12 protein-coding genes and 1 tRNA gene are annotated in these 19,101 nt (G+C 54.9%); 5 read left to right on the plus strand and 8 right to left on the minus strand.

Going from position 1 to position 19,101, the window contains the following annotated elements:
• Positions 1-130: 130 nt before the first annotated feature.
• The 3 genes from HG15A2_RS14360 to HG15A2_RS14370 form a co-directional block, all read right to left on the minus strand.
• Positions 131-3,313: a serine/threonine-protein kinase gene (locus HG15A2_RS14360; RefSeq protein WP_145060882.1), complete on the minus strand. Its 3,183-nt coding sequence runs from the start codon at positions 3,311-3,313 to the stop codon at positions 131-133.
• A gap of 233 nt (positions 3,314-3,546) precedes the next feature.
• Positions 3,547-5,433, minus strand: coding sequence for an adenylate/guanylate cyclase domain-containing protein (locus HG15A2_RS14365; RefSeq protein WP_145060883.1), 1,887 nt, complete (start codon positions 5,431-5,433; stop codon positions 3,547-3,549).
• Between the two features lie 161 nt (positions 5,434-5,594).
• Positions 5,595-8,258, minus strand: a complete 2,664-nt coding sequence (locus HG15A2_RS14370) for a DUF5060 domain-containing protein (protein ID WP_246117745.1) — start codon at positions 8,256-8,258, stop codon at positions 5,595-5,597.
• Between the two features lie 358 nt (positions 8,259-8,616).
• On the opposite strand from HG15A2_RS14370, the gene HG15A2_RS14375 reads away from it, so the two are divergent.
• Positions 8,617-8,690: transfer RNA gene (locus HG15A2_RS14375), tRNA-Arg, on the plus strand.
• Between the two features lie 170 nt (positions 8,691-8,860).
• Positions 8,861-10,672, plus strand: a complete 1,812-nt coding sequence (locus tag HG15A2_RS14380; protein ID WP_145060884.1) for an endonuclease — start codon at positions 8,861-8,863, stop codon at positions 10,670-10,672.
• Between the two features lie 44 nt (positions 10,673-10,716).
• Here HG15A2_RS14380 and HG15A2_RS14385 read toward each other — a convergent pair whose 3' ends face one another.
• Positions 10,717-10,950 (minus strand): hypothetical protein, encoded by a 234-nt coding sequence (locus tag HG15A2_RS14385; protein WP_145060885.1) that lies wholly within the window; start codon positions 10,948-10,950, stop codon positions 10,717-10,719.
• Positions 10,951-11,059: 109 nt separating this feature from the next.
• Positions 11,060-11,746 (minus strand): HD domain-containing protein, encoded by a 687-nt coding sequence (locus HG15A2_RS14390; RefSeq protein WP_145060886.1) that lies wholly within the window; start codon positions 11,744-11,746, stop codon positions 11,060-11,062.
• Positions 11,747-12,074: 328 nt separating this feature from the next.
• Here HG15A2_RS14390 and HG15A2_RS24115 point away from each other — a divergent pair, with 328 nt between their 5' ends.
• The 3 genes from HG15A2_RS24115 (at position 12,075) to HG15A2_RS14400 (ending at position 13,828) form a co-directional block, all read left to right on the plus strand.
• A complete protein-coding gene (locus HG15A2_RS24115; protein ID WP_218931975.1) occupies positions 12,075-12,239 on the plus strand; it encodes a hypothetical protein in 165 nt (54 codons plus the stop codon).
• 61 nt (positions 12,240-12,300) lie between these two features.
• The gene (locus tag HG15A2_RS14395; protein ID WP_145060887.1) at positions 12,301-13,269 is read left to right on the plus strand and encodes a GGDEF domain-containing protein; all 969 of its coding nucleotides are present in this window, start codon (positions 12,301-12,303) and stop codon (positions 13,267-13,269) included.
• Positions 13,270-13,504: 235 nt separating this feature from the next.
• Entirely contained in the window at positions 13,505-13,828 is a 324-nt protein-coding gene (locus HG15A2_RS14400) for a DUF6793 family protein (protein WP_145060888.1), read from the plus strand.
• A gap of 173 nt (positions 13,829-14,001) precedes the next feature.
• Here HG15A2_RS14400 and HG15A2_RS14405 read toward each other — a convergent pair whose 3' ends face one another.
• The 3 genes from HG15A2_RS14405 to HG15A2_RS14415 form a co-directional block, all read right to left on the minus strand.
• Positions 14,002-15,063, minus strand: a complete 1,062-nt coding sequence (locus tag HG15A2_RS14405; RefSeq protein ID WP_145060889.1) for a hypothetical protein — start codon at positions 15,061-15,063, stop codon at positions 14,002-14,004.
• Between the two features lie 222 nt (positions 15,064-15,285).
• Positions 15,286-18,234, minus strand: coding sequence for a hybrid sensor histidine kinase/response regulator (locus tag HG15A2_RS14410; RefSeq protein WP_145060890.1), 2,949 nt, complete (start codon positions 18,232-18,234; stop codon positions 15,286-15,288).
• A gap of 195 nt (positions 18,235-18,429) precedes the next feature.
• Positions 18,430-19,038 (minus strand): superoxide dismutase, encoded by a 609-nt coding sequence (locus HG15A2_RS14415; protein ID WP_145060891.1) that lies wholly within the window; start codon positions 19,036-19,038, stop codon positions 18,430-18,432.
• Between the last annotated feature and the right edge of the window lie 63 nt (positions 19,039-19,101).

Here is a 19,101-nt window from a genome sequence, read left to right on the forward strand (position 1 = left end):
GTAAAAAAACCCAATTTTGGCACCTGAGCTTTGGTAATGGCGACGGCTTGAACCATTACTATCGGCCATTGCGAGTAGAAAATATAGTCAGACGCCCCCAGAGCGACAAGCGGGGGAGTGGCACTGATTCCTATTTCAGCAGAGCTTGAAAATCTTCCCGCCCCCGCAGCGTCTCAAAATCCTCATCCTCACGCAGGGTCTTGAGCGTCGGTGCGTTGGAGAAGATCTTGAGCATCCCGGATTTGCGGCGGATGTAGCCGTTGTTCTTGAGGTCAGCTAGCCAAATGACGGCTTTGCTTGCGAAAGCTTCAACCAAGGCTTTTTGCTTTTCTTCGGTAAGCTGCTCGTCCTTGGAAATCCCGTTGATAGCCCGCGCGAGCAACTTGGCAGCAGTGAATTGGTCGCTATCGCGCTGGCGATACTCAACAAATTGGACCATCTGGTCGAGTAGGAAGTCATACCGCCGCTTCAAGACGAGCTGTCCACTGATCTTCTCGAGATTAGAGAGGGCATAGAGTTTCGAGGTCCGAGCCAAAGTGGCAATCAATTTGTAGCCCAAAACGATTGCTTCCGACTCGGGCAATTTACTCACTTCCTCGGTTTGACTGGCAACTCGATCGAGTTGCATGATGCCTTCCGCGAAACGGGCTTCCTGAAAATAGCAATCTGCCCTAGCGATAAAAACGAGTGCCAATTCGTGGTGGGCACTACCGAGTCCAGGTGCTGCTTCCAGCAACTTTTCAAATGTCTCTTCAGCCACATCGAGTAGCCTGATCGCATCGGCAGCTTTCTTTCGTTCCGTATAGGCCGCAGCTGCGGCGTAGAGAGTCTCGCCCAGGCTGAATTGGAGATCGATCGACTCTCCGCGACTTTCCTCTTGGTCGGGCAGGGCGGTCAGTGACTCGGCAAAGTAGCGATCGGCTTCTTCCTGATTGCCGAGCTCGGCGTGAAGTTCCGCCAGCGTTTTCTTTAATACACCCAGACGCATGCGATCGACAGCCTGCGATTGCATTTCCTGGATGAGCGTTTCTGCAATCTCGATACCTCGCTCGACACTCTCGATGCCATATTTCCGGTCCGCTTCATAATCGACCCCGATTTTTAGATCGCCGACCTGATTCAACAGATCCGCATACAGGCGATAATAGTCAGGCACATCGGGGTAGACCTCGTCGATAGCTTCAACCAGTTCGCGTCCCTCTTCAGCCAGTTGGAGTGCTTTGTTGCCGAGCCCATGTCGCTGATAGGCGATACTCGTCTGCTCCTTAATCGTCGCGAGCAGGTAGCCGGCGTCGGTGTACTCAGGATCTTCGTCATAGATTTCTTGCAGAATTTCCCCTGCCTCCTCGTATTTGGCTAGTGAAGTCTCAAATTTCCACAGACCGTTGCTTTCCAGGGACGCATGTTGCAGGAGAATCCGCCCCAGCAAGTAGCGCGTATCGAGGTCTTCTTCCTCGGTCATATCCGGCTGGAGCGGTTTTTGTTGGCGCAGCTCCCGCATCATTCCCGTTGCTTCGGCCAAACGGGCAGAAGCCTCAGCCAGGGATCCTTGGGTACGTAGGCGCTCAGCATCACTCGCCAGTGCATAGATCAATGCCCAGTGATAGTCGATTACCTCGGGTGCTTGTGTGACTGCTTTTCGAAGTTTCTCCAACCCTTGTTGAAGTGGTTCATTCGCTTCTCGAGGACGATGGCTGAAGACGAGCATGTCAGCCCTGTCAACTAATGCGCACGCTTCGAGGAACTCGTAATTGAGCTCTTGGGGGAATTCCTCTTGCAACTGGGCATAACGCGTTGATGCCGAGCGATAGGCTTCATTCGCCTCATCGACTCTCCCCATCTCGTAGTAAGTTTCCGCCAGCCGGCTGTAAGCGTTGGCGCGATCGGCGCGTTCAGATTCTGTCTCGCCGCTCATTTGCGAAAGCGTGGCGTAATACTCGACAGTGCTCTCCAGCAAGTCGCTTCGAAAACCGCGCATTGCGAAGCTCTTGAGTTCCTCAGCTTGACTTAGCTCCTCATACTGATCGAGCGAGCGTTTCGTCAAAGCAAGCAATTCCTCAGCGCGTTGGCTCTGCCGGTCGACTTCCTCCTTCGCTTCGACGGCGTGCCGTTCGGCAACGATCGCGTCCTCTTTGGCAGCTCGTTCGCGTTGGTTGGCTTCAGTGAGCATCCACAGCCCGCCCGCCGAAACGCCTAGCGCTACCACCAACGCCGCAACACTACTGGTCACGATGGTGCGATGCTTCTTCACCCAGCGTCGACTGCGAGAAAGGAACGACTCTGGCATCGCTAGAAGCGGTTCATCAGCCAGCCACGCTTCCACATCCTCGCCCAGTTGGCGCGCTGATGAGTAGCGATCCTCAGGCTTCAGCTGCATCGCCTTGAGGCAAATTGCTTCCAGTCCGCGAGGAATAGCGCTGATTAACGTGCGGGGCTTGGGGAACAACCCTCGCTGCACACGCATGAGAACCTCGCCGACATCCTTGCCTTCCTGTGGCGGTTGACCGGTGAGCAGCATATACAACGTGCCGCCGAGGCTGAAGATGTCGCTCGCGGGCCCCAGTTCGTCTAAGCGGCCTGCTGCCTGCTCGGGGCTCATAAAGGCGGGAGTGCCGATAGCTGAGCCCATCTGCGTGGGCGCTGAGCCAGAACCCGACTGCGGCTGGAGGACTGCTTCTGCGAGTGTTGGCCCCACGAGAATATCCGCCGCCAGGTCGGCACCCGCCTTGCCCATAGCTTTCGCTAAGCCCCAATCCACTACCAGCGTTTCGCCGTACTGCCCCAGCATGATGTTGCTGGGCTTTATGTCGCGATGCAATACGCCGCGACTGTGGGCGTATTCGATGGCATCGCACACGTCGATAATTCGAGCAAGTAATCGCCGTAGTTGCAGCTGATCGGTTGCTTGTGTCCACGTCTTATCAGATTGCTGGTGAAATCGTTCTATCCATTGGCGCAGGCTATCGCCGCGGATGAATCGCATAGCGTAGTAGGGACGACCGTCGGCATACTGTCCCAGTCCATAGATCGGCACCACGCCTGGGTGCTCGAGACCGCCGGTAATTTCTGCCTCTTGAAGAAAACGTGAACGGCTGTTGGGATCGTCGGCGTGACGATCCAATAGCTCTTTGAGAGCCACTTCGCGATTGAGCTCACCATCGCGAGCCACCGAAACTTGGCCCAGTCCACCAGCAGCGTGCGGACGGAGCACCGCATAGCGAACGTCCTCGCTGGACGCTTGCGCCTTGGGCGTTGCTACCGTGGCGTGAACGTCGTTAGCCGCTTTTGCTTCATTCGGATTGGGATCAGCCATGATTCAACAGCCAAGGGGGCGAAAAACACCAAGAATATACTCGTAAGTCAGACCTACAAGGAGTGACATCCATTCTGATTGTACGGGAGGGAACAGAGTGAGCAGAGAAGAACAACCACTGGACTCTGTTCTCCAAGACAAACTTTTCTCTCGGTGATCCCTGTTCAAAAAAAACTTCTTGGTACTTTTGGAGTCCTTGGCGGTTCAAAATATTTCACGACGGAAGGCACGATCTACTTCCCAGGCAACTGCCAGATGCTCGTGTTGCCGTGGTGCCCTGCGCTGGCGGCGTCCTCGACGCGCCGGGCGAGAGATGCGATGGCTCGGTCTTCGGGATAATCAAGCGCCAAGACATTGACCAGCGCCATCGCATCGTCGATCAGCTCATTTTCCAAAGCACCAAGTGCTTGCTCGTAGCGTTGGCAACGCACATCCCAATCCTCAGGTGGATGGGCTATAAGTTGAAAGAGGTCAATCGGCTGCTTAATGTTCACGACATTCACCCGACCTAAGCGTCGGGCGATCACACCTTCAGGTAGCGTTTCTAAGGTGCTTGACGTAACTAGGCAATCGGCCCCGAGATACTTGCTGGCGCCTTGCACGCGACTAGCAAGGTTCACCGTACCGCCGAGAGGGCCGTACTTGAACTTCTGTCGCGAACCGGTGTTGCCCACGCGGGCAATACCGGAGTTCAGGCCAACGCCGATTTTGATTTTCTCACCGAGCAACTCTTGCCAGTTCTCGTTCACGCCTTGTAGAGCTTCGCCCATTTGACGGGCAGCTTGGCAAGCAAGCGTTGCGTGATTGGGTTGGGGAACAGGAGCGCCCCACATGGCCATCAGTTCGTCGCCTATGTAGTCGACCAGAACACCATCGTGGTCGAGCACGCACTCGCTGAGGGCGCCCATCGTTTCCTGAATGAGCTGCATGGTTTTCTCAGGGCCTAGCTGCTCGCTTATCCGGCTGAATCCGCGGATATCAGCAAAGAGCACGGTCACATCGGCATCGCGTCCTTCGAGCAGCTTGGGATCGCGTTCCAGCTGCTCTGCCAGTTGTGGAGTGAAAAACTGCTCGAATTGCACACGCGCAGCAATGGCGGCCTGCTCCTCCTTCAAGCGAGCCAAGCCGGCGGCGATTCCCGTAGCCAACAGCTCAACGAGCTTCGCTTCGAACGGGCTGATGTCGGGCACACCACCGGCAACGGTCGTCCCGCGGCGATCTCCATACAATGCACCGATGACATTGCCCTCACCATTGAGAATGGGCGCGGCGACCAAGGCAGTCACATCTTGTAGACTGCGCGGCGTGTCGGATCCCATGTTGGGCACGTGACGAAACGTACGGCGCTCCGTGCGAACCCTCGAGAGCAGCGTCTGGCTCGGCGCCCAGTCGGACTCGGCAGTACCTTCTCCGTTTGTGCCCACTACATTTGATTTTAGCGCATCGATGAACCAGCGATCATCCTGGAAGCGAATCATGGCAGCGGTGTCCAAACGCACAATCCTGACGACCGCTGCGGCGGCTTGCTCGGGGAAGTCTTGCGAGCTAGCAGCACTCTGAAAAACGTTCAGCACCGTTTCCAACCAACGTAGTAAAGAGGCCTCGTCGAGAGTTGCCCCCTCGTTCAGCAGTGTCACTTCATTGACAGGTGCCGATTTGCCTGGTGCGACGGTGCGCTCGGGCAGGCCTTCGAAATCGAGGGCGTCCTCATCTTCGGGCGGGTCGACTCGCACAGCGTATTCGCCAAATTGAACGAGCACCGGAATCGTAGCCGGGGCTTTCTCACCCGGCTGGAGAGTCGTGTGTGGGGAAATGAGTACCGACAGGGTGCCGCTCAAGTTGGTAATTTCTACGCTGGCGTCGTCGAGGGGGCGTAGCAGGACATGCGATCGCGAAACTTCGACATCGTCGATCGGTGTGACGATAAGCCGAGCGTTATCAGAATGCTCGACCCGGACCACGGCCTCAGGCTCTCCTTCGCGTTGTCTGCCAATTTCCAGCGACGTGTCGAGAACCGTGGCGAGAATACGCTGCCGATGGTGATACACGAACACCGGTGGGGCAAATTTCGGGGGCTCTGCTAGCTCCCCCTCACTGGCGTGATCCGTGGTAGTTGACATGGCTGATTTTAGAGCGATAAGGTCTCATTGCTGAAAAGCGGAAAGTTGCGAGCAAACGCTTCGCTGGCAGCCCGTTTGCAAGTTACCGCAACACAACTATCTTAACCCAAGAGAATTGATTCTCCAAAGCCATCATGCTAGTGGTTGCAGGAGTACAGGCTTTACTTCTGCTTCCTGACTACCGCCAGCCAATCCTGCTGGGGCTCGTTGGGCGGCAACCCGAGGCCCACTTCCTTGCCGCCTGCTATTTGAGTGACTGAGCCGGTCGCCATGTCGCCACCGTTACGGGGATCGAACCAGGAGATTTCGTACTGGCCATCTTCCTCACTAAGATCGAGCTTTGCCTCACCCCCGGTCGGCAGATAGACAAGATAGACTTCCCCAGGCTTGGCCAGGCAGTAACGACTATTGTCGTGCTTAGGATTGCCGACCAGATCGTCACGGCAGCTCATCGCTTCAAGCGGCAGATCGTCGCGTTCAAAGAACGAACGAGCGATGCGGCCATACTGCCAGGACCGCTGGCGACTACGAAAGTCTTCACACCCGAGATCATTCTCTGGCAACTTATAGCCGAAGTAGTATTCCACCCCGGCACCACCCGCCATCAGCGTTCCCCACAGCGTATGTTTGCGAATGTCATGGAGATCGTACTTGCGACTCTTGCCATCGGTAGCATAGCCATCGGACACTTCCCCCGCCTTGGTCTTGTACCCTGGATCTGGCGGCACGCCCATGCCTGCCGGGCCTTGTTCGTCGTTACAGGCGACCCAAATTTTGCCTGCCGCTGCAGACTCAGCGATCCATTGCTGCGTACGCTGATGTGATTGATTCCAATGGTTTTGCAGGGAAACGCCGGTAAGCACTGATTTCTCACCCAACAGCGGACGGTAGACCTTCTCCTGTTGTTGAGGATACGTATGAATGACGATGAGATGATCGAATGGATCGACTTCCCGCAGATAGTTGGCCATCTGGCGCTGCACTTCAGGAGACTGCGTGTTTTCTTCGCCAAGATTCCAATTCAGGGCAAGTTGGTAGCCGAACCGGGCAATCAGTTCACGGAAATAGAGCTTCCGCTCCACACCCAGTTCGCCACCGTCTAATGCCGCGACAACTTCGCCGGTTTTTCCACCCCGGCCGGTGTTCTGATCGTCGTTCTCGGTTTCTTGCAGCTTGAAGTGCAGGAACACTCCCTGAGTTTGTGCATGGTCAAAAACCCGTTGCCATTGATCGAGCTTGGAGCAGTCGTAGTGCAATTTGTCGTCAGCAGCGATCATCGGCCACACATTGTTGCCGTCGCCTCCAACGTTGTAGGGTATAAACGAAATCGAATTAGCTCCCTGTTCTGCCAAATAGTTCATCGCCCCGATAAGCCCCTTGCCTTTGCCCTGTTGCCAAGTGGGATCGCCTGCGCGCCAATCCTGAATGTGGGGCTGCCATGTTTTCAGCGGTACGTTCTTCTTGTGGGCCGTGGTGCCGTCGAAGTCTGTGTATGCCAGTAGCGTTTCGGGAGAATCCGCCCCGACTTTCAAGAACGGCCTACCGGTGTCAGCGAATTGCAAGTATCGCTTACCGACATAATTCAGACGCCCCATCTCGGTAAAACCAACCTGCTTCCCAGTTGGTTCCAAGACGACGAAGGACCCTGTCAAGTTTTTTCCGGTCAGACAATGAAGAGCCCGTAAGGCGTTCGTGTCATCTGGCCGTGTGGTGCTCATTGCGATCTGCCGACCCTGAGCAAACTCTACCCGATAGTGCCACTTTCCAGGCATATCAGGGCGAAAGTCGGCGCGCCATTTCGTGCCTGACTCCGCGGAAGTTTCACCCGCATTACCATCGGTTGCGAAATACCCCGGCACGGCATAAGACAATTGCTTTTCATCAGGACTTTGCAGATCGCGGGTGAAGTACACCGTCATACGGTAGTCGATAAAAGGATTAGGCTTATTGTCGCGCTCATGGGCGTAGGGCCCGTCGAGCGTCACTGATACGCGGTGCCAGGGCAGCATTTCGCCCTCGACAGTCACCTCACCGTTACCATCCGATTGACGGGGCAAGACTAGCGGTGGCAGCGGCGACTTTGGCTTAGTCGCAGCCTTCTTGCTTGTTGCTTTATAGGCTGCTTCATAACCTTTTGGCTTGAAATCCCTATCGGTCGTCAGCAGCCACTTATCGAATTCAAAGCCATCTTCCCGCATCGAGAATTGGACCGTGTGTGCGCCCGGCTTGTCGATCTCAAGATAAATCTGGTGAGGTACGCCGCAATGCTGCTTGGCAGTTCGCTGGCGGCTTTCCCAGTGCCAGCGGTTCTTGCCGACACACCACTGCATGCGCTTGCCGCTCTCGGGCCACTTGCCATCAAGACCGACATGGATACCGTTGTCCTCGCCGCCTGTGGAATAGCCCCTCGCCCAAACATAATACCTGCCGGGAGTTTGGAAGTTGACTCGATACTCCAGCACGGCCATCTCTCCCGGCTTTTCCGTGAAGTTCTCGCCGTGAATTAACTTGTGGCCGTGATTGCGACGCGTGTCAGGAAGGACTTCGAGATAGGCCTTGCCGCTAGCCCCGGCGGCATGATTGGGATCGCCATCGGCAGAGGCTTTGGGAGTTTCTTCGGGGGTCGTCAATCGCCAGGAGCGCTTGTCCGTGTTTGACTGATTGAAAAAGTTCTCTGCCTCAACTTCAATGTAGCCAGCGGATTCTTGCTGGACTTCCTGAGTGTCCGCGGCTGCTACCGGTGGCAAAGCGGGAAGCGTGGTTCCGACAGTAATCAAAGCGAAATAAACGCGTAGCCGCGTAGTTCGTACTGTAAGTTCTTTCACAAGTTTGCTCCTGGAGAGTGCAAATTTTCATTTACAAATAGGCAATCTAGCGGCTGTATACTAGCGTGAAACGCCGCTGGTTTGCAGGATGGTTCTTTCCGCGTCTCAGTTTCAGGTCTTCACGCACATTGTTTCAGCTCAATGGCCAACAAATACCTCGAATCCCTTGAAACAGACTTGAAACAAAAAACCTCTACAAAACATGTCCCATAAGCCGTTACCTCTTCGTAGAGACTCGCAGGCAAGATTAGAGAATTCGAGGACTAAATAGGGCGGAAGTAACGGCCCCCACACAGAGACACCTAGCCGTGGTCGAGCTTCGCTGGGTATCATGGACGATGCAGCAAGCGACTTTCACGCCCCCGTAGCTCAACTGGATAGAGCACCGCTCTTCTAAAGCGGATGTTGCAGGTTCGAGTCCTGCCGGGGGTGCTATTCTTACGTCCCCTATCTGGGCGTTTTAGCTACCTAGCCTGTGGATTCTCGCAAATCCGTGCGACTTCTTCGGCCAAGTGCGGGATATTCCCGTTGGTTCCGCGTAGAATAGAGTATTCCGAAACCAACTGGCTTCATCGTTAATCTAACGCAATCGTGTCTCTCCCATGCCAATTCTGCGCTACTGTTTTACGCTCACCTTTGTATTTTGCTTCGCCAATGCGGCGTTGGCACAGTACGAACCACCCGCCAGCTACTACAACTCGGCGACGGGAACGGGGACTACGCTGAAGAACCAGCTGCAGTCGATCATGTCCAACGGACATATTCAGCGCTCATACGGTGATTTCCGATACTCTGCTGCCATAACCGACGCGGATCCGAATGTGTCCGGGAATATCTTGCTTGTCTACGATCGTTCGTCAGAATCGGGGCAATGGAACGCTGGCGGGTCACTACCTTGGAATCGTGAACACGTCTGGCCACAGAGCCTTCAACCGGGAAGTGCGAGCAACGGCACGAAAGGCAACCTGGGCGATCCACATGCTTTGAGACCTTCGGATGTGCAAATTAATTCTACCCGCGGCCATCGGGCTTTCGGTTTTGAGAATACCACTGGCAGCTACGGTACGATTGGAAGCGATTACTACTACACCGGCGACGCGGATCGGGGCGACATTGCCCGACAGCTGTTTTACTCCGCGACCCGATATCAAGATCTAGGTTTGACTTTGGTTGAAGGTGTTCCTGACGACAACGAGATGGGGGATCTTTCTTCGCTGATTGCGTACCACTATCTCGATGCACCGGACGAATTCGAACTGCGTCGGAACCATGCGATCTACAGTTCTTCGATGAACCCGAGCTACTACACAAATAACAGAAACGCATTTATCGATCGCCCCGAGTATGTGTGGAGCGTTTACGTCGATCAGAACAACGATAGCCGCCTTGCCATTAGCGGCGCGACGATCAACTCCAACGGTTCGAGCACAGCGAACGTAGACTTGGGCCGAGTGCTTACCGGAGCTGCGGTGCCAGGGGCTCAATCGGTCACGCTTAACAAGCTGGGCAACGATGGCACTTACTACGAAGTCACTACCAGCGGCAGTGCAACTAGTACGCTCAGCGGGCGTTACAACGCGATGACCACTGGCGGTGCCGACTCGCAGGTTTTTAGTGTGGGCTTGAGCACCAGCACTTCCTCTGCCGGACTGAAAAGCGGCTTAGTGATTATCGACAATCTGGACGTCACCACCAGTGGTGGGGCAGGGCGGGGGGCCAATGATGCGGACGATACGCTGAACGTCACCCTCGACGTGCTTGATCATGCTACCCCCTCGTTCGCAGCCACAAACATGAATACTCTGGCGTTCGACTTTGGCGACATCACCATAGGTTCAACAATTCCGACCTTCGACTTTGATTTGTTCAATATCGAGAGCACCACAGGGTTCACCGCAGCTCTGGAACTCGATTCGATCAACGGCAGTGGTGACACTTCGGCACTGACTACCGACCTGACAACTTTCACGGGTGCCGGCGCGTTGGATGCGGGCCTGTTCGATGGCTTCACAGCGAGCTTCGATACGGATTCGGTCGGGGTGTTCTCGGCTAGCTACACCTTGAGCTTCTCAGATGAGGACATTCCCGGCGCAATGAATCTTGGCGAGCTAACGCTCATGCTCACCGGCGAGGTGATCGCTGCTGTGGAGAATGCGGATTTCACTGGCGACACAATGGTCGACGGTGCAGATTTGCTCGCTTGGCAGGCTGGGTTCGGCATGGGTACCACACTAGCCAGTGGTGATGCGAACGGTGACGAACTCGTCAATGCGGATGATCTGGCCATTTGGAGTACTCAATACGGTAGCGGGCCGAGCATGCTTGGCTCAGTGGGCGCTGTACCTGAGCCGACAGCACTCTTGTTGTTGGCGACCAGTTTGCTTTGCTTCGGCGGGTTGCGTCGCAAAGTTTGACAGCGTCGCAGAGTTTACGAATTCGCTGAGTCTGATTGGTCACTTCACGCAACAAATGCCAGCAGGGTTTTAACGAACCAGCTGCTAACGGTGGTCGCCGCGCCTGGTTGCCACAGTATTCCTCCCGGCGGTAGGAACACAAGTGCGGCGAGTAGCGTTGCGACAAACTTCATGGCTACAGATAGGTCTTCGCGATCTATACGGGGCAGATCTCTTGACAAGTCTTTCTTGGGCACATCCATGCTTACTTTCTCCGGCAGTGGTTTTGAGGAGGGCAAGGCCTTGATCACTCAAGCTGTTGGGGGTGGCCTGATGCTTAAAGAAGGTACGGCAGTGTGCTGCTTTGAGTTCGCGCGTGCGTAAGAAAAAGCCCGCTTGAGTGCTAGCTCAACTGCACATGGCAGACAATTCTCGCAAATAGTGCAGGGCCTCGTCCAAGGTGCTTGCTGGGATGCCAGCAACTCGGCCTTGCCGGTCGCACTGCTCAAGAAGCATGAGTTCCTCGAAATTGGGCGACTGCTTCAGACGGCGGCGCGATCTTAGACCACCGCTTCCGTCGGTGATTTTGCGAGCTTCGGCGAGATTCTCAACGAGCCAACAAGTTCGCTCTGAAACATAATCGCCAAGGGCTTCTAATCCGGCTGTGGAGGAACTACGCACGTCAATCGCCTTGCCCACATCGTGCAGCAGAGCGGCAGTGAGGAACTCTTCGTCGTACGGCAGCTGCTCACGAGCCAGATCGAACACTTGCAAGCTGTGATAGAGTACATCTCCTTCAGGGTGCTCTCGCAGATTCTGTGAAACAGACTCGCAAGGGAGAAGTAAAAGACGCATGAGTTCCCAGCGGGCTTCTTCCTCGTCGAAACGAGACCGTTGAGCGGAGTAGTCGCCACTGAAGAGCTGCAGCTGTACTGTGACCTCAGCATCCTTGGGCAAATCGCTCGTCTTAACCCAGCCGCGTATGAGCCGGCGGGCGGCCTTCATTTTGGCTTGGTAGCAATCTGTCTCCTGCCGGTCGTAAAGCAGCCGAGCTGCTTGCCAGGCGATTTTCCGGCGTAGTTTGGAATGTTCCATGGGACTACTAGAAGTATGCCTATTGGCTTCGCAGGGCTTCTCAAGATGAAAAAGTAAGCGAGCTCTCCCGAGCTGCTACTCATCGTATCAGCCGTCCACAGCGAATGCGAGGACGCCTCGAACTGGTTCTAACGATTATTCGGGGCATCTCGCATAAGAGTTTCTGCCCGGCTGCAGACCAAACTGTTCCCGGCACGTTCGGTCATTGATTGCAACCTACCCTTACTAGTGCAAAACCGTCGCTCCCCGCGGCTGTCTGCTCGCGATGAGAGTCCATTCCCAGGGCGCAGCCTAACTGCGCACATCAATTTTTTTGAGGAACCCTACGGTGCAATACCTCGACCTTGTTGGACAGTTCTTTTCTGGTGCGCTCAACGACTGCTGGGCGTGGGTTACTCAACTGAATCTTGAGGAGTGGTTCATTCTGCTCGGTGTTACCTCGGGCGTGGGCTTCCTCGGCATGCGTGGATTCAGCAACAAAGATCGCTGCTAAACGAATCGCAACCCAACTAAACTAAACGCTCGTCTCGCTACTCGGCAACAAACGGCTGGCTATGTTCTCTCTACTCAATGAATTGCAGTTCCCCAATTCGTTACTGGCTGAAGCTGCGGCGTTTGCGGCCATAGCAACCCTCGGCTACCTGTTCGGAAAGCGTACGCGCCACGTGAATAGCAGCACTGAAGAGAAGCCCGAGGGGAGTCTGCACACAGAGCTAAATCGCGCCAAGCAAATTGCTGGTGGCTTGCAGGATGTGACCCTCAACATCCGCAAGGAACTTGCTGGCCATCACGCCAAGATTGCTGAGTTCCAAAAACATGTTAGACAGATACAGGAAGAAGATAACGAGGACGCTTGGAAGACACTTAGCGAAAAGGCGGAAGCAATTCTTGGCCCTACGCTTCGACTCACGACCAATCTCTCACTGGCATACGACCAACTTCGCAAGCAGTCGGCTCAGTTAATGACCTTCGCGGGCTCGCGGATCGATGCAGAAACAGGTGTTCACAATAGGCGCGCTTTGCAAGAACAACTAGAGGTACTGTTCTCCATGAACAGTTCTCAAGAAGACAATCATGAGAGACGCTTCGCGCTGGCCTTGTTCAGCATTGAAGTCGGTGATGATCCCCAAGATGCTGTTGCGTTTGCTCAACGATTGGCCAAGGACGTCCGTGGAACAGATTTCGTGGCTCGCTATAGCACAGACGAGTTTGCCGTAGTTATGCCACAGACTCACTTGGGAGGAGCGCTGGTGTTCTCGCAACGCTTCCTGGCCAAAATGAGCGACGAATGCGGCACGACCGTTTGGGGTGGTGTTGTGGAAACCAGCTCCGGGGACGACCCCAACCGCTTGCTCTCGCGAGCCGATTCGGCACTCTACAGCGCTCGTGCAACAGGGCAATCGTGTTTATTCCAGCACGTGGCCGGCATGCTACGTCGTGCCGAAACAAACACCACTCCCGTCGCTTCACCTTCAACCGAATATGACGAATCGCACGTCTCAGTCGGCACTCTCGTTGAGTAAACTGCCGACTGCTACTTCCACGTCTTCCTGACTGCCGCTAAAGGATTCTCCTGTCGCGAAGGCAAACATTGACTCCTGCCATCTTGATCGACTAGGATGCGGATAGTCGGGCGTCAGTGCCCTGCAAACGCGACGGAGATTTCTCTCTGGGAAATCTCTCTGCTGCGAACGGGCAGGCAGGACTAGCGCGCGACCTTACGACTTCTCACCCGTAAAGTGTCATAAGGAGCTAGCCATGCCATTATTTGAGGTTGAGACAGACAGTCATATCATTATCACCTGGGCAAAAGATAGCGACGACGCTTCGAGCGTGGTCACGGAAGCCTATCCGACAGACACCGTGCTCAGGCTTACGAAGCGACCTCGCGACACGTGGGTGATCTCCAAGGGTGCGCTCGGTTTGAGCGGCGAACTCGACCCGTGCCATACGGCCCGCGATTGCCTCTCGAAGTCTGAAGGCGACAAGGTCCATGCCATCCGTCTCTACATGCACGAGACAGGTGTTGATCTCGAACAGGCTCGCAAGGTTGTCGAGTCGAACATGGTCATGGGCTGGTAAATTAGAAACGGAGAGATGAGGGCGGAAGGTCGAGCGCCTGCAGGCATCTTTTCGCAATGATTTATTTTCTATCCGATTCAAAAAGCAAGGCCTCGTAGTTCCGTTGAACTACGAGGCCTTGTTTGTTGGCACTGTTTACTTGCCCTGTTTGTTTGAATTGGGCAAAGAGCCGTTTAGTAGCGACCTGTCGAGGACGTACCACTCGTTCCGCCGGCATCATAAGTAGGCGTAGCTGCTGATCCATTGTCGACTGCCGGAGCGGCTTCACGACTTGGTCGTGTTGCGACTTGAGTTGTCGTGGGATAAGTGCTGGTACCAGCGGGACGGTATTCCGCGGTGGGACGTGAAGCAGTTGCGACATCGAAGTTTTCAGCAGCAGGAGTCGCCGTAGCATAAGCTGCTGGCACAGAATTGGTATCTGGCGTGCTTACCGCAACTTGACCCGTGCTTGGCGACGCCATCGACGCCGGAGGCACTGCGGCAGTTGGTGACACGGCAGTAGGTGTTGTCGCAGCATAGCGACCACCCGGGTTGTAGGCGGGTTGTTGCTCAGTCGCAGCGCTGGCAGTAGTCTTGGCCGTTGCCGCTAAATTGGCGGAGGCCGCTTCGTACTGCGATTGGGCTGACTCTCCAGCAGAAGCGACGGCTTGCTGAGCAGCTCCCGCTGCCGAGGCATAGCGATCGTAAGCGGATGCAACCGGACTAGTAGGCGCTGGAGCTGATGTCGCCGCCGTCTGAGCGGCCGCGGGCATCACATTGGGATTGTACGGGCTACCGATTGGGCCCAGGTTTGAGCTATCGGAATCAACAGAATTTGTTCGGGCAGCTGATGCAGCGGCCGCGACTTGCGATGGGTTGTAGCTTGCCGCGCCAGTGGTTGGATAACTTGCTGGTGCGCTTACAGCAGCAGGCGTCGTAGCCACATAAGCCGGCGGTGCCGAAGCTGCGGTGCTACTCGCTGGCGAGAAAGGGGCAGGCTCGCCTACCAGTTCATCTGAAGAACTGGCCAGCTGGTCAGACTGCTTTGCCAAGTCTGACGGGAGGGCTGGTGCGGAGTGAGCAACTGCGGTCGACTCCCCTGCTTTGCCAGACTTCCACCAAGCCATTGATGGGACTGATTTACAGCCCACGAGACTCGATCCACAGAACGCAATCAGTAAAGCAATTGATGTTTTCTTCATGGCTTCCATGCCTGAAAAATGTTGGTCTAGTTCGATTTGAAACTCGATACGCATTTTGCGATCCACCGCTATCTAACGACATCTTCTATCTTGCCTAGTTCGGCGCAATCGGGTTCTGTCGCTTAGAGAAAGTGCGCTAAGTTTCCGGAAAATTCCGAAAGCCGGGGGATTCCTGTGAGATTGTGCTGTCCAAACTCAATCTCCGCAGGACTCTAGTGAACCAACTAGTGCAGCGTCAACGCCATTCGAAATACGTCCCCGCGGGCGTCCTGGGTGCTAGCTTGTCGCGGCGAGTGGTTCCGCTAGCACGCTAGCAAACACTGCATCAAGCTGCTCACTGTTGTAGGGCTTCTGCAAGAAGCCCTCAGGGCGAGAACCGGCAACTGCGGAAAACTTGTCCAGATCTGGCAAAAAACCTGAGCAGAGAACCACTGGGAGATCGGGATAGCGCTTTCGCAATCGAGGAAGCATCTCCGCTGCGGAGAGCTTTGGCATCGTTTGGTCAAGCAGCACCACGTCGGGAAGCGAATGCCCAGACACTTCTAATTCAGCAAGTCGTTCCAGCGCTTCTGCACCGTTGCAAGCGTCCGAGGTGGTGTGTCCCATCGATTGTAGTAGCATCATAGCCGAGCGACGCACGAAGTCTTCATCATCGACGACCAAGACGTGCAAACCCACCGAAGAATCAACTACATCTGAACTTGGTTGCTTCGTCGATTCCATTGCGATGGCTTTGGATTCCGCCAAGGGCAAGTAAATACGAAATTCGGTTCCGTGGCCCGGTTTCGAATCACAGTCGATCCAGCCTCCTAGCTGGCGTATGACACCCTGAGAAGTTGCCAGGCCCAAGCCTGTACCTTCGCCATGCTGCTTGGTTGAGAAAAAGGGCTCGAAGATATTCTCGATCACATCAGGAGGGATACCGCTGCCCGAGTCGGACACCGTTATTTCGACAAACGCACGGGTGGGGTCTCCCTCGTGTTCTGATGTTTCGACGTTTGCAGTCGAAATGCGGATTAGCCCACCCGTAGGCAGCAGCGCATCGCAGGCATTCATAACCAGATTCAGCAGCACTTGCTCAAGCTTGATGGGATCAAACTGAGCAAGGTGAAGTTGGGAATGGAGTTCCGTCTCAAGCTTGATCTTCGGATCGAGCGTTCGCTCCACCAATCCCAATAGCGTCGCGATTACGTCGTTTGCAGAGCCTGACTTTACTTGCATGGTGCTCTGGCGGGAGAAGCCTAGCAGTTCCTTAACTAACACAGCTGCCCGGCTTAGCCCTTGTTCGGCCGCTTCCAGATAATCCGACACATCCCATGAACGTTCGCTGACCTTGCGTTTGGTGAGCGCTACATTACCCGAGATGCCCGTGAGCATATTGTTGAAGTCATGGGCAACGCCACCGGCAAGCCGCCCCACGGCCTCCATTTTCTGCGATTGTAGTAGTGTCTGTTCAAGGCGATGACGTTGGGTAAGGTCGTGAAATACCCAAACGCGACCCAGGCTCTTGCCGGACTTCGCTTTGTTGGCTGCTACGGAATACACGTTCAATAGTTCCGCTTCACCGGAGATCCGGTGGAAACTCTTGTTCGAACCAATCTCGTCAGTTCCAGCCAGGCGATCCCACAGCTCGACAAATTCTTCGGATTCTTCAAAGCACTTTGCCAGCTGGTCGCGTAGTAGCCCCCCGCTCAAGCGGTTGTCTACGTTAGAGTCGAGCCCTAACAACTCCCAGAAGCGGGGGTTTGCTCTGCGGATATGCTGAGCATCATCGATCAGACAAATCCCTTCAAGCACGGCATTGTAGGAAGCATTCAGCAATCCAGTACTTTCCTCTAAATCCAGGGTTCTCCGCTTAACAGCCCGGCGCAATGCGAACACGGCAGCCAAGCTAAGCGCAAGTACCGTGAGCGCGCCCATCCCGATTCCACGGGCCGCAGCCGATTGGTACCACGCCTGCCGCTCCAACACCTTGATTTCCCTGAAATCCGCGGGAAAGATCGAGGCACCTTGGGAATCGAAATCCAGGTAGCCTACGATTTCCACTTCTCTGGCAGTTTCGAGCTGTAGCGTATTGAGGTCTCCCACAAGGCTATCGATATCGACCCGCACCGTTTCACTGTGGTCATCGACCACACCGAACCAACCTTCACGAAGTTGCTCTTGGAGGTTCTCGGAAGTTCGTCCACGTACAAGCACCCAATCACCCGCGACGTGCTGCTCCGACAGACGCTTCGCTTCGGCCTTTTCTCCTGTATGTACCCAATCCTTACTGGTGGAGTGTACTTCGAGCCCGGCCACCATCGTTTTGCGACCATCGCGGCTCATTACTTCCGTACCGACAAACCGCACCATGTCGCCGACATGCACGTACTGAGTGTCATAGACTTCCAGGTCGAGGATTTCCCGTGTATCAGCACGCAAGAAGTAACGGTTGGGCGATTTCTTACAAACGACGATGCCGTTGATTCTGCTAGCTTTGGAATCCGGGGGCCAATTGGGGCTCGGCTTGAGAATCTCAACCTCTGAGGCTGAGTTCACACACAACATGAGCTTGCGTAGTACCCCGGCGCTTTTCTCCCGTTGCAGTGCAACACCGGTTATTCGCACTCTTGCTCCAGCGAAGCTTAACCCGTCGGTTTCCTTTTCCGCATCGCGAAATTCAGCACGCACTGGTAAATCGTAGCCATCGATCCAGAGTACGTAGCGATCAAAATACTGCACGACATGAGCCACATTGCCTTCGACAGAGAGCAACCGGCCCTCAAGCTCCGTGACTCTGTCCAAGTCGATCTTGTGGGGCACAACTTCAGGACTAGGGAGTTCGCTACTACCGTAGCGCAAATGACTGGCTCCCTGGAGAATTCCGTGGGACTGCCTAAGAGACAACTCACCAACCACATCAACCTTGTCGCCCACATTCAGACGCTGGTGGGCTTGCTTGTCAGCCAACTGAACTAGCACACCTTGGGTCTCACCTTTCCGAGCAATCACGCATTGTGATTCAAAGGGATCTACCCACGAGATGATTCCCGAGCAGCGCACCTGCTGTCCCATTGCCGGCGAGTCGGCTCGGATCCCTGTAATATCGACCGGGCTGAGCGTCTTGATTTCGCCTTGGGCGACTTCACCGCCAGCGAAGTCTGCCTGCAGGCTAATCACTGCGATGGACATCGCAAAGACGGTGGCAACAGACGTTCGATTTTTTCTGGCGAAGTGCGTCATCGATTTCGGGAACGCGAGGAGGACGCCCCAAAGCGGCAGGCACCACTGACAAGGCTATTCAACACCTTCGATTGTAGCTGAAAAGGCAGCTTCCTTCTTACATTATTATTGGGTTCCCGCGTGCTTGCCAACGAAAAAGCCCCCTACTACCTGGTCGGCAATAGGGGGCTTGATAGACTCTACATAGCGAAAAGGCTAGCTTTTCGCGCTGACGTAGTGCTCGTCGACCGCTTTCCAATCGATCACATTAAAGAACGCTTCGATGTAGTCAGGGCGTCGATTCTGATACTTCAAATAATAGGCGTGCTCCCAAACATCGATGCCCAGAATCGGAGTGTTGCCGGACATGTAGGGATTGTCTTGATTCGGGGTGCTTTCAACAACCAGCTTGCCCGAGCTGTCAACCGACAGCCAAGCCCAGCCACTACCAAAACGCGTGGCTGCAGCTTTTGCAAACTCATCTTTAAATCCGTCGAAGCCATTCAATTCGTTGTCGATCGCTTCACCGAGAGCACCTACTGGCTTGCCACCTCCATCGGGGCTCATGGTGGTCCAAAACAACGAGTGATTCGCGTGACCACCACCGTTGTTGCGAACAGCACCTTGCTTGTCCTTAGGAACTGCGTCGAGATTGCGACACAGGTCCTCAATCGACTTGTCTATGCCGGTCCCTTCCAGTGCGGCATTAAGTTTAGTGACGTAGCCGTTGTGATGCTTGTCGTGATGGATTTCCATCGTCTGCGCATCAATGTGCGGTTCCAAAGCATCATTAGCGTAGGGAAGGTCGGGGAGTGTGTAAGCCATAATAGGTAGCTCCTTGTGTGCTTGGCGGACGAGTGACCGTTCGCTATTGGATTGCTTGGTGGG

The sequence above is a fragment of the Adhaeretor mobilis genome (genome assembly GCF_007741515.1).
Classification (GTDB): Bacteria; Planctomycetota; Planctomycetia; order Pirellulales; family Lacipirellulaceae; genus Adhaeretor; species Adhaeretor mobilis.